Source organism: Bifidobacterium sp. KRGSERBCFTRI (assembly GCF_025908335.1).
This window is the reverse complement of record NZ_CP109653.1, coordinates 496,594-508,577: the sequence shown is the minus strand read 5'-3', so window position 1 is coordinate 508,577 and position 11,984 is coordinate 496,594. Positions and strand designations below refer to the sequence as shown.

Sequence of the window (11,984 nt, the reverse complement as noted above, 5' to 3'; positions counted from 1 at the left end):
GAAGCTACACGTGTCGCCATTGCAATCCCAACCTCACCCCAACCAGCGAAGCCGCCAATGGTTGCCTTATGCGATACCTCAATTCAAATGCGCCACGATGAACTCAAGAAGGGACGTAAAAAGGGACAGATAGACCCGCTATCTGTCCCCAATTACGCAGAGGAAAACCTGGTGAAGAACCTGGCGCCCAGCCACGCCCAGCCGCGCCAACCGCCCGAGCTCACCCGAGCAGACCGGAGAGTCCGCCGCCCAGGTTCGACGGAACGTCAGCGCCACCGAGCATGTCCTGCAAACCGGCCGGCAGTTCGTTGGCCTGCGGTTTCTTCGCGAACGCCGAGCCGCCCGGGTTCGACTTGCCGGCGAGCTTGGCGCGCAATGCCTTCTCCTCGGCCTCGCGCTTCATCGGGTTGCCGGACTTGCCGCCCTTCTTGCCTTTCTTGCCTTTCTTGCCTTTCTTCGAGCCGCCGGGACCGCCAAATCCTCCGAATCCGCCTGCCATGCCGCCGCCCATGCCGGCGCGGTTGGTCATGCGCTTCATCATCTTCGACGCCTGCTCGAACCGCTGCAGCAACGCGTTCACGGCCGAGACCGAGACGCCGGAACCGTAGGCGATGCGTGCGCGGCGCGACCCGTCGATGATCTTCGGATTGCGGCGTTCCTCGGGCGTCATCGAGCGGATGATCGCCTCGGTACGGTCCACCTCGCGCTCGTCGAACATCTCCAGTTCCTTGCGATGCTGTGCCATGCCGGGGATCATACCGAGCAGCGACTTCATCGAGCCGAGCTTGCGCACCTGCTGCAGCTGGGCGAGGAAGTCGTCGAGCCCGAACTCGCCTTCCGCCATCTTCGCGGCGGCCTTGCGGGTCTCCTCCTCGTCGAACTCGCGCTGTGCCTGCTCGATGAGCGTGAGAATGTCGCCCATGTCGAGGATTCGCGAGGCCATGCGGTCCGGGTGGAACACCTCGAAGTCCTTGAGCCCCTCGCCGTTCGACGCGAACAGGATCGGCTTGCCGGTCACCGAGGCAACCGAGAGCGCCGCGCCGCCGCGGGTGTCGCCGTCGAGTTTCGACAGCACGACGCCGGTGAAGTTCACGCCCTCGTCGAAGGCCTGCGCAGTACGCACCGCGTCCTGACCGGTCATCGCGTCGATCACGAACAGCACTTCGTTCGGCTGCACGGCGTCGCGAATATCGCGCGCCTGCTGCATGAGCGTCTCATCAACACCCAAACGGCCGGCGGTATCGATGATCACCGTGTCGTACATTTTCTGCCGCGCGTATTCAATCGAGTCGCGCGCCACCTTCACCGGGTCGCCGGTGGTCTCGCCAGGTGCCGACACCGCATCGCCGCCCGCGGACTGCACGCCCTTCTCCGGCGCATACACGGGCACGCCGGCGCGCTCGCCCACCACCTCGAGCTGCGTCACCGCGTTCGGGCGCTGCAAATCTGCCGCCACGAGCAGCGGCGTGTGGCCGGAATCCTTGAGCCAGTAGCCGAGTTTGCCGGCGAGCGTGGTCTTGCCGGCGCCTTGCAGACCGGCGAGCATGATGATCGTCGGCGGATTCTTCGCGAAGTTGAGCGGGCGATCGACTCCCTGCCCGAGAATGTCGGTGAGCTCGTCGTTGACGATCCTCACCACCTGCTGCGCCGGATTCAGCGCTTCGGAAACCTCGGTGCTCAGTGCGCGGTCGCGTACGCGCGCGGTGAACGAGCGCACCACGTCGAGCGAGACGTCGGCGTCGAGCAACGCGCGGCGGATTTCGCGGATTGTACCGTCGATATCCGCGTCGGAAAGCTTGCCTTTGCTCTTGAGATGCTTGAATGCATTCGAGAGACGATCTGTTAACGAACTAAATGCTGCCATAATGTCCACAATTCTAGCTTGCAGAGGGGAAATCGTGGAGCTTGGCCACACACTTGCCACGCCGCTGCGCAAATTCGATAAGCTGGAATCCGGGAATACGCACACGGTCTGCGCGACGGGAGGAAGCATGCATCAGAAGAAGATCGAACAGCAGGCGCTCAAGGTGGGCATCGTCGTCAATATCGTCATGGTGCTCGCGGGCTTCTTCGTGTTCTTCCTCACCGGACTCAAGTCCATGTTCCTCGACGCCTCGTTCACGGTGATCTCGGTAATCTCGGGCGGCGTCGCGGCATACCTGTCGAAGAAGACGGTGCGCGTGAGCGACCGCTTCCCGAACGGCATGTTCGCGCTCGAGCCGATCTATGCGATCTGCAAATCGATTTTCACGATCTGCCTGCTGCTGTTCTCGTTCCTCGACGTCGCGCAGATTGCCATCGCCTACTTCGTGCACGGCGAGGGCGAGCGTCTCGAATTCGGCCCGGTGATCATCTACCAGATTCTCGCCGTCGCCGTCTGCATCGCGCTCGTCGCGTATTACCGCGCACGCAACCGCACGCTCGGCAACGCGAGCCTCATGCTCAAGGCGGAGGCGAACGGCACGTGGATCGACGGCATGATCTCGCTCGGCATCGGCATCGTCGCCGTGCTGCTGTATTTTCTGCCCAACGGCACGCCGCTCGACTTCCTGCATTACACCGGAGATTTCTTCATCACGACGATCATCGTCGCGCTGACGATCAAGGAACCGGTGACCGTGCTGCGCGATGCGTTTGTGGAGCTCATCGGCGGCACGCACGACGACGAGGAGGTCTCCGAACTCGTCTCCCGCGAAGCGTCCGCGCATCTGCCGGCCGGCGTGAAAGTGCAGACGATCCACGTATTCAAGACGGGCATGAATTTCGACATCGACATCATTGTCAACGGCACCGGCGATGTCGTGCGGGTCGAGGATCTCGTCGAGGCGCGCAAGCGGATGGAGCGCGCGCTCGAGCCGAAGCTGCACCTCGTGAACGTCGATTTCGTCTTCGACTGAGACAACCGAGACTCCTCCATTCTCCACCCCCTATTCCATCCCCATATTCCATCCCCCTCGACCCCCTCTACCCCTCTCTACCCCCCTCTACCCCTTACAGGATGTCACCAACTCTTACGGGATGTCTTTAACGGTTACGGGATGTCACAGCCCAAATAGACCTGCGAGGAAATGTTCGAAATCATATTATTAATGTTCGTCTCAGTACGGTTAACACGCCGATTTGGTAAGTTTTGCGCCATTGCAAATACATCTCCAAAGAAAGAAAACATCCCGTAGCCGTTAAAGACATCCCGTAACTGCTAGAAGGCATCCCGTAACCGTTCAGGTGCTCCGTGAGACGGAAAGCAGGGAAGGATGGCCGGACGCAATCCCCTCTGAGCGCGCCTTTGAGGCATCTCGCGTACAATATGCTCAGCTGCGGGGCGTGGGCCCGGCATGCCCGAGCAACGAGGAGAACGCATGATCATTGCACTGTGGGTGATTCTGGTACTGCTGCTGGTCTGGATCTCGCTGAGCGAGTTGCCCGCCGGCTGGGATGGCCACGCGCCGCTGCCCTACCTCATCGCGCTCTCGCCGTTCGCGTGGATCGGCATCACCGCCGTCGCCATCTGGTCCGGCTGCCTGCGCGAATGGCCGCTTATGGCGTGTGCAATCGTTGGCTTGATCGCTTCACTCCTACGCAAAACCGCGTATTACATGAATGACCTGAAGACTCCCAACACCGGCGAACTCATCGCCCGCAAGCTCGCCGAAAAGAGGGAATCGGAGAACTTAACCATTTCATCCAACTCGGCTGCCGTTGAAAATCTTGCAAACGGCCATTTCAACGTGTTCACCCTGAACTGCAGATACGGCGAAGCCAACGCCCATGAAATCGTGAACACGGTGCGCACGAACGACATCGCCGTGCTCGCCCTGCAGGAAATGAGCCCCGACCTCGTCACCGAGCTGCACGATGCCGGACTCGACGATCTGCTGCCATTCCACCAATTCGGCGACCCCAGCAGCTCCGACAACGGCGGCTTCAACGGCCTGTGGCTGCGCGTGGAACCGGCCGAGCAGACGCCCACTGGCGTGCCGATTCCCGCCGCCGACGTCCCCACGGTCACACTGCCGGTCACGTCGACGTTCAACATCACGTTCGCGAGCGCCCACCCGAAATCGCCGCAACGCAGCTGCAAGGATTGGTCCGCCGGCATCATCGGGCTTGGCGCGCTGGCGAAATCTGCGAACAAGGACCGGGACCGGAACGCAGACGACTCGTGCAACAATCGCGAAATTGCCGTGCTCATGGGCGATCTCAACTCGAGCATCGTGCACCCGAGCTTCCGCGAGCTGCTCGCGAGCGGCTTCCACGACGCCGCCCTGGTCGAGGCGCGCGGGGAACACCCGACCTACCCGAGCTGGCTCAAATGGCCGCGCATTGTGATCGACCACATTCTGTTCACCGATTTCATGACCGCCTCCAACGTGCGCGCCGTGTTCATAGATGGCACTGACCACCTTGGTCTCACCGCCACGCTCACCATTCGAGACACGCGCACGCAGGCGAATGCCGCCGCTCGCGAATCCTGGCCGAGTTCACTGCCGCCGCTCCCCGCGAAGTCGCGTCGAAAGACCGCCGACTAGCTGCCCACGCGTTCAGCGCCTCCCCCTTCTTGCGTAAAAAGAGACAAATAGGCATATCCACACGTCCCTTTTTACGTCTCTTATTCGCAATCTTCTGCGGAAAAAGAGACAGATGGCGGCATGCATGCGTCTCTTTTTACGCAGAGGATTAACGACTCACGATTACAGCTTCTGGCGCAACCACCGGCACCCTGGCGCAACCACCGGCACCCTGGCGCAACCACCGGCACCCTGGCGCAACCACCGCGCTCGGCACAACGAACGCTTGGCACACAGGACTCAGGCGAGCTGCGGACGCAGTGTGATGGCGAAGTCGAATTCCGGCGCATCGAGGCGGTATTGCGGCAGCAGCTCCGGCCCGCAGCTGTTCGAACCGATGCCGGACTGCATGTAGTCCACACTCACTTCGGTGAACCCGCTCGGCTGCAGCTCGAAATCGTGCCGTGCGCGCGTCATCTCGGCCGCCGTGTATTCCAACGCCTGGAAATCGAACCCGCGCAACAGTTCCGCGGGACTCTCGGGCTGCGAGCCGTCGCCCTGCACAATCATCAACGCCACCCCGTCACCCTGCACTCTCGCCCAGCTGCAATCGTGGTGGTTGCCGTTCTCCTGCGGTTTGATCTCGCGTTCGCCCATCTGGCTCACTGAAGCGCTGAAGACGCCGTGCCAGCTGGCGCGCCGCTTGTCCACATAGCTTTCGTTCGGCCCGAGGCCGCAATAGGTGACGTTGCTCATGGATTTCAGCAGTTGCATGTGAATGCCAAATCTCGGCAGGAACGGGAACGCCGGATCCTTGCGCACGTTCATGTGAAGCGCTACGGAACCGTCTGCATGCACCGTCCACGTGGTGTCCATGCGGGCGATCGGCTGCACCGTGGGCGCGACCGCCCCCATCGAGCACTTGATTTCCACCGCGTTCACCGCCATCGGCCCCTCGGCGTCCTCCACGGCCGTCTCTTCGCCGTACGCGCCGCCGTCCACGCCGAGCGCCGCTTCGCCAATGCCGCTGGAGACCACGGTGCGCGTCTGCACGTCGTACGCGCGCGCATATGCGCGGTCGTACCCGCAGCGCTCCCACTCATGCCGCACATTGCGGTCGTTGTCGGTGGGCGCACGCCAGATGTCGAGGGTCATCGGCGTCGCGAGAATCGTGCGGTTCGCGTACACGAGCTCGCTGAACAAACCGGTGCACTTGTCGAACACGTACCGCCAGTTCGCGCCGTTGATCACAATGCGCGCATCGGATTCCTCCAACGTCACCGACTCGCCTATCTCGTCGCCGGCGAGCATGTCTTCCACCTGGTGACGCACCCACTGCGAACTGTTATCTCCGGTCGGATTCGGCAACTCCACCTCGTCGAAGCCGAGTTCGAACAGCTGCTCCTGCCCCCACTGCGCCTCGCGCGCCAAGTACCGCAGCACGAGGGTGACTCGCCCGGGCTGCGCGACCGGCCACACGCTCTCCCAACCGCTTAAGCGCACTTCGCCCACCGCATGCGGCTCAATCGCGAACGTGCCCGGCTCGACGAGGCTGTACGTCTGCATCACGCCGTCCACATACACTTCCCACATCACGATAACCGCTTCACCAAGCTCGCGGAAGTCGTAATGGTTCCGCAGATTCACCACGCCGCGCTCGGCATCCACGCTCACCACGCGCGCCGGCCGGAACACGTTCTTGAACTCGTCGAGGCCGCTGTGCGGCGTGCGGTCCGGCGAAACCATGCCGTCCACGCAGAAATTGCCGTCGTTCGGCCATTCGCCGAAGTCGCCGCCGTACAGGTATTCCTGCCGCCCGCGCGCGTTCCTGCCGGCGTAGATCGCGTGGTCGCACCATTCCCATATGTACCCGCCGAGCAGCCCCTCGTGCCGCTCGATGCACTGGAAGTAGTCCTCGAGATCGCCCGGCCCGTTGCCCATGGCATGGCAGTACTCGCACATGATGTAGGGCTTCACCTGCCCGTTTTCCGCGGTGCCGTCCTCCCCATTCGCACCGTCCCCGTTCGGCCCGGATTCACTGAAATACGCGTCGATCTCGGCGATGCTCGGGTACATGCGGCTGTGCACGTCTATGTTGCCGTAGTCATGCTGAAGCGTTCCGCCTTCTTCGACATACCGCGCGCTCTCGTAATGGGTGAGCCGCTGCGAATCCAGTGTTTTCACCCACTCAAGCGCTTTTTCGAACCCGATGCCGTAGGCGGACTCGTTGCCCATCGACCAGAAGATCACGCATCCACGGTTCTTGTCGCGTTCCACGAGGCGCTGAATGCGGTCGAGAATGGCCGGCACGAACCGCGGATTGTTCGCGATGAGGCCGTTCCACATGAGCTGCGCGCGCTGCCATTCCTCCATATTCGCAGATTCCGCGCCGGGCTTCGGCAACACGGCGTCGGCCACACCATGCGCCTCGATGTCGGCCTCGTCGATCACGAGGAACCCGAGCTCGTCGAACAGATCGTAGTAATGCGGCGCGTTCGGGTAGTGGCTGGTGCGCACGCCGTTCACGTTGTGGCTCTTCATGAGCAGCAGATCGGTTCGGAACTGCTCCGGCGAGATCGTATAACCGGTCACCGGGTCGCTGTCGTGCCGGTTCATGCCGTGGATCACAATCGGCCTGCGATTGAGCAGCACGGTCTGGTGGCGGCCGTCGGGCGCCACGACGGCGATGTCGCGCAGCGCAAGCGGTTGCGTGATGCTTTCGCCGTCGCTCAGAATCATCAGCGTGTAGCAGGTCGGCACCTCCGGATTCCACAGCACGGGTTGTTCCACGGTGAGTTTCACGCGCGCCTTCGCCGGGAATGCGCTGCCGTTCTCAACCGCTTGCCTTCGGTGGGCAGACTCCCCCACCGTGCCCGTTTCAGACTGAACCGCTTCCGTCACGCCCTGCGCAACCACATTGCCCGCCGCGTCGCCGATCACGACGTCGATGCCCTCCACCGGCACGCCGTCGAGGAAGTCGAAGTCGACGGTCACGTCCGCGCTCACGGCCTGCGGCGCGGCCGCCGCACGCGTGCCGGAATCTGCAAACCGGATATCGGTGCGCACATAGAAATCACGAATCGCATGTTCGGGGCGCGTGAGCAAGTACACATCGCGGAAGATGCCGCTCATGCGGAACTTGTCCTGATCCTCCAGGTAACTGCCGTCGCACCATTTGAGCACGAGCACGACGAGCGTGTTCTCGCCGTCGTCAAGCGCGTCAGTCACCTCGAACTCGCTCGTCGAATGCGAGACCTGCGAATAGCCTACGAAGTCGCCGTTGAGCCACACGTAGAAGCAGCTGTCCACACCCTCGAAATTCAGGAAGGCGCGCGGGCAGGCGGGATCCACGTCATAGCCGAAGGTCGTGCGGTACACCGCGCACGGGTTATCGTGCGGCACGAACGGCGGGTCGAGCGGGAACGGGTAGCGCGTGTTCGTGTACTGGTTGTGGTCGTAGCCGTGCGTCTGCCACACGCTCGGCACGGCGATCTGGTCATAGGAGTCCGCGTCGAACATCGGTTCGGTGAACACCGGCTCGTGAGCTTGAGCGCTTGCGTCCACCTCCGCGTCCAAATCGTAGACGCTCGCATAGTATTTGAAATCCCACTCGCCGTTGAGCAGACGGAATCGATCGGATTGCTCGCGCGCGGCGAACCGCGTATCGGTGGGCGCCGACGCCGGCACGAAATACGCGCGATTCGGCTCGCACCCCACATGCAACGTATCAAGATCCTCGAAATACCGCGGAATGAACACGGCCGTCTCCTTTGCCTCCACCGCTGTTATGAGAACATGGTATGGGGAGCACGGTATTTCCGCGGGTTACGCCCATGTGCAGATTATCTACCCCCGCACGCTATACTAGTGAAGTTATTTGTGCACGGGGAGCCCTCTCATGCCCCATGTGCAAGGAACACGTGTGTGAGCGGGTCCTGTCCCCACACGACCGGCGAAACACACACCCTAGTTAACAAGGAGAGCCACTTTGGCAACCAAGATTCGTTTGAAGCGTATGGGCAAGAAGTTCTATGCGGTGTACCGCGTCGTGGTCATGGATTCGCGCACGAAGCGCGACGGCCGCGCCATCGAGGAGATCGGCCTGTACAACCCGAACACGCAGCCTTCCACCATCGAGATCAAGAGCGATCGCGCACAGTACTGGCTCGGCGTCGGCGCACAGCCGACCGACCAGGTGCTTAACCTGCTCAAGATCACCGGCGATTGGCAGAAGTTCAAGGGCCTCAAGGGTGCCGAGGGCACGCTGAAGACCGCCGCCGCCAAGCCGGAAGCCGCCGTGCTCGTCGAAGAGGCTGAGAACAAGGCGCAGAAGCTCAAGGCCGCCAAGGCCGAAGCCGCCGCCAAGGCAGCCGAAGCCGAGACCCCGGCCGAGGTCCAGCACGATGACGAGAAGGTCGAGCTCGCCGACGTCGAAGAATCCGCACCGGAAAGCGTGTGAGACCATGCTTGCTCAAGCCGTGGAACATCTGATCAAGAACATCGTCGATTTTCCCGACGACGTTTCAGTCAAGTCCCATGAGAACGCCCGCGGTGAACTGATTCGCGTCCGCGTGAATCCGGAGGATATCGGGCGTGTGATCGGTCGCAACGGACGCACTGCGAACGCGGTTCGCACGGTGATCCAGGCGATCTCCGATCACAAGGTTCGCGTGGACATCATGGACGTACGCAAGTGAACATGCACACGAACAGCGTGCCAGACCCGCAACAGCCCCAAGAGTTGTTGCGGGTCTGTCGTATTGGCAAGGCTCAGGGACTCAAGGGCGAGGTCTCCGTGGAACTGTATACGGACGACCCGCATGCCCGTTTCGCACCCGGCGAGGTGCTCTATGCGCGCGAATCCGCTGCGGACGCACTACGCCCCTACACCGTGGCCGCCGCGCGCACATTCAAGAACCGTTGGTATGTGCGCTTCGAAGGCGTGGATGACCGCAATGCCGCCGAGGCGCTGCGCAACACCGTGCTGTACGGCGAGCCGCAGGAGCTCGATGACGACGAGTTCTACCCGAAGGATCTGCTCGGCCTGGAAGTGTACCTGGAATCCGAGGTGTCCGCGGCGAATGCCGACGACGCCCCGGAAGGCGCCGAATTCGAGTTCACCGATCTCGGCAAGGTGGTCGACGTGATCGAGGGCGCCCAATGGCTGCTCAAGATCCGCATGCCGAACCGCGAGGCCTTCCTGCTGCCCTTCGTGGAGGCGCTGGTTCCCGAGGTCAATCTCGAGGAGGGCTACCTCACCGTGGATCCGCCCGGCGGCCTCGTCCCCGGCATCGGCGAGCCAGACATCGCGGACACGGCAGACTCGGTCGGCGCGGCCCCTCCTTCTGCGTAAAAAGAGACATTTGCAACCGCTATCCGTCCCTTTTTACGTCCCTATTCTCTGCGTAAAAAGGGACATCTACCAGCACCTATCTGTCTCCTTTTACGCAGAGGGGAAGCCCACCGCATCCCGCTCTCCCACCCACTGCCCATTTCAAAGGAGTTCGTTTGGACATCGACATCGTTTCCGTCTTCCCCGAGTATTTCGACGTGCTCAATCTCAGTCTGCTCGGCAAAGCGCAGGAGAGGGGTCTGCTCGCCGTGCGCTCGCATAATCTGCGGCAGTGGACGCACGATGTGCATCAGTCCGTCGACGACACCCCGGTGGGCGGTGGCGCGGGCATGGTGATGAAACCCGAGGTGTGGGCGGAATGCCTCGACGAGCTGCTCGGCATCCCGGCCGACGCTCCCGCGAACGCGCACGCCGCCCCGGCCGCCGACTCCCCCGTGCTGATCTTCCCGAACCCGTCCGCCCCGCTGTTCACGCAGCAGGACGCGACCGCGCTGTCGCACGCCGAACACCTCGTGTTCGGCTGCGGCCGCTACGAGGGCTACGACGCGCGCATCCCGCAGTATTATCGCGAACGCGGCGTCGACGTGCGCGAATATTCGATCGGCGACTATGTGCTCAACGGCGGCGAGGTCGCCGTCTCGGTGATGCTCGAGGCGATCACGCGCCTGCTGCCCGGTTTCATGGGAAACGCCGACTCGATTGTCGAGGAATCATACACCGGCGAGAACGCACTGCTCGAGCACAATCAGTACACGAAACCGGCGAGCTGGCGCGGAATCGACGTGCCGCCGGTGCTCATCTCCGGCGATCACGGCAGGGTGAACAGATTCCGCCGCGACGAGGCCCTCGAGAAAACGTCCCGACTGCGCCCCGACCTCATTGCGCGGCTCGACTGCCACGCGCTCGACAAGCAGGACCGCAAGACGCTCATGTCGCTCGGCTGGGAGGTCTCCGGCGAGCATCCGCGCAAACTCGAAGACTGACGCCCACCCGCGCCCTCACTGCACTCTCACTGCGCGCGGTAGGTGTACACGGCGGTCTCGCCGTAGTCGCGCGCGTCGGTGATCTGCCATCCGACGGGCGCTTCGGGTCGCTCGGTGCGCACCGACCGCTCGAGCACGATCATGCCGTCGCGCGCCACCAAGCCGCGCGCGGTGAGATCGCCGAGCAGACGTTCGCAATCGGCAGTGGAGAACGCATACGGCGGGTCGATGAGCACCACGTCGAACGGCTCGCCCACCTTCGCCTTCGCCGCGTACCGCTCGGCTTTCGCGTGCACGATGCGCGCGTTCATCGACTCCTCCCACGCGGGATTGTGCCGCAGTGCTGTCAGCGTATGCGCTATGAGCTTGGCAGCGGGGCCAGATGCCTCCACCACCACCAATTCGTTCGCGCCACGGCTCAGCGCCTCGATGCCGAGCGCGCCGGTTCCGCCGAACAGATCGAGCACGCGCGCACCCGAGAGAATGCCGGTGCTGTCGAGGCGCGAGAACATGGCCTCCTTCGTGCGGTCGGTGGTCGGCCGCGTCTCCGAGCGCGGCGTGGTGAGCGGCACGCCCTTGAATCGTCCTGTAATCACACGCATGTCTTCAGATTATCCCGCCCTCTCGCCGCAGGCGTGCATGCGTGCCTCCCACGCCCCTTGTACGTCTTATTTTTCCAAGCATTCTGCATGATGTTCTTTGCGTGAAAAGAGACAAATTCAGCGTCCACATGTCCCGTTTTACGCACAGCATCTGCATCCGTTGCGTATGTACAGCTATATCTGATCTGTCTGTATCTGCGTAAAAAGGGACAGATCGGCCACCAAAGATGTCCCCAATTACGCACGAGCTGAATCTGCGAACTGCGTCGAACTACATCGAACTGCGCCGAACTGCACTAGTTGCTGGTGAGGAACCTCTCGTTGCCGCGCGAGAAATCGAGCACCGCGCCCGCGAATTGCGCATGGTGATCGAGCATCGGATCGGCGTCCAGCAGCAGCTCGTCCCACGACGTCGCGAGCATCAAGCTGTGCATGCCGCTACGAGCCACAACCACCAAGCAACCTGAACGCCATAGCGCCACCAGCAATGCGAAGCACGCCCTTGTACCTGAACCTGCACGCGCAACCATGCCGAACC

General features: G+C 62.4%; 9 protein-coding genes and 1 pseudogene. 6 read left to right on the top strand and 4 right to left on the bottom strand.

The features are described 5' to 3' along the window. Nucleotides 1-220: 220 nt before the first annotated feature. Nucleotides 221-1,864, bottom strand: coding sequence for a signal recognition particle protein (gene ffh / locus OGI63_RS02015; protein WP_004268367.1), 1,644 nt, complete (start codon nucleotides 1,862-1,864; stop codon nucleotides 221-223). Between the two features lie 34 nt (nucleotides 1,865-1,898). Here ffh and OGI63_RS02010 point away from each other — a divergent pair, with 34 nt between their 5' ends. Next, complete coding sequence (locus OGI63_RS02010) at nucleotides 1,899-2,897, top strand: cation transporter (RefSeq protein WP_004268365.1); 999 nt, start codon at nucleotides 1,899-1,901, stop codon at nucleotides 2,895-2,897. Nucleotides 2,898-3,359: 462 nt separating this feature from the next. Then, entirely contained in the window at nucleotides 3,360-4,529 is a 1,170-nt protein-coding gene (locus tag OGI63_RS02005; protein WP_004268364.1) for an endonuclease/exonuclease/phosphatase family protein, read from the top strand. A 279-nt stretch (nucleotides 4,530-4,808) separates the two neighbouring features. Here OGI63_RS02005 and OGI63_RS02000 read toward each other — a convergent pair whose 3' ends face one another. After that, complete coding sequence (locus tag OGI63_RS02000) at nucleotides 4,809-8,267, bottom strand: glycoside hydrolase family 2 TIM barrel-domain containing protein (protein ID WP_004268361.1); 3,459 nt, start codon at nucleotides 8,265-8,267, stop codon at nucleotides 4,809-4,811. Between the two features lie 229 nt (nucleotides 8,268-8,496). On the opposite strand from OGI63_RS02000, the gene rpsP reads away from it, so the two are divergent. The 4 genes from rpsP (at nucleotide 8,497) to trmD (ending at nucleotide 10,844) form a co-directional block, all read left to right on the top strand. Beyond that, nucleotides 8,497-8,967 carry a 30S ribosomal protein S16 gene (rpsP, locus tag OGI63_RS01995; RefSeq protein WP_004268360.1) on the top strand — a complete coding sequence of 157 codons (471 nt, stop codon included), beginning with the start codon at nucleotides 8,497-8,499 and terminating at the stop codon, nucleotides 8,965-8,967. 4 nt (nucleotides 8,968-8,971) lie between these two features. Further along, the gene (locus tag OGI63_RS01990) at nucleotides 8,972-9,205 is read left to right on the top strand and encodes an RNA-binding protein (RefSeq protein WP_004268359.1); all 234 of its coding nucleotides are present in this window, start codon (nucleotides 8,972-8,974) and stop codon (nucleotides 9,203-9,205) included. Between the two features lie 2 nt (nucleotides 9,206-9,207). Continuing rightward, complete coding sequence (rimM, locus tag OGI63_RS01985) at nucleotides 9,208-9,861, top strand: ribosome maturation factor RimM (protein WP_012619680.1); 654 nt, start codon at nucleotides 9,208-9,210, stop codon at nucleotides 9,859-9,861. Between the two features lie 155 nt (nucleotides 9,862-10,016). Continuing rightward, on the top strand, nucleotides 10,017-10,844 hold the full coding sequence (gene trmD / locus OGI63_RS01980) for a tRNA (guanosine(37)-N1)-methyltransferase TrmD (protein ID WP_004268357.1): 828 nt from the start codon (nucleotides 10,017-10,019) through the stop codon (nucleotides 10,842-10,844). Nucleotides 10,845-10,870: 26 nt separating this feature from the next. Here the strand turns inward: trmD and rsmD are convergent, their stop codons facing one another. Then, a complete protein-coding gene (gene rsmD, locus OGI63_RS01975) occupies nucleotides 10,871-11,446 on the bottom strand; it encodes a 16S rRNA (guanine(966)-N(2))-methyltransferase RsmD (RefSeq protein ID WP_004268356.1) in 576 nt (191 codons plus the stop codon). A gap of 296 nt (nucleotides 11,447-11,742) precedes the next feature. Further along, nucleotides 11,743-11,847, bottom strand: a pseudogene (locus OGI63_RS01970) (ATP-dependent DNA helicase); the annotation flags it as partial. Nucleotides 11,848-11,984: the final 137 nt, after the last annotated feature.

Bases quoted from the DNA above. Each gene is read 5' to 3' on its own strand.
- OGI63_RS01990 (WP_004268359.1), top strand. From the start codon at position 8,972: ATGCTTGCTCAAGCCGTGGAACATCTGATCAAGAACATCGTCGATTTT.
- rsmD (WP_004268356.1), bottom strand. From the start codon at position 11,446: ATGCGTGTGATTACAGGACGATTCAAGGGCGTGCCGCTCACCACGCCG.
- ffh (WP_004268367.1), bottom strand. From the start codon at position 1,864: ATGGCAGCATTTAGTTCGTTAACAGATCGTCTCTCGAATGCATTCAAG.
- rimM (WP_012619680.1), top strand. From the start codon at position 9,208: ATGCACACGAACAGCGTGCCAGACCCGCAACAGCCCCAAGAGTTGTTG.
- OGI63_RS02005 (WP_004268364.1), top strand. From the start codon at position 3,360: ATGATCATTGCACTGTGGGTGATTCTGGTACTGCTGCTGGTCTGGATC.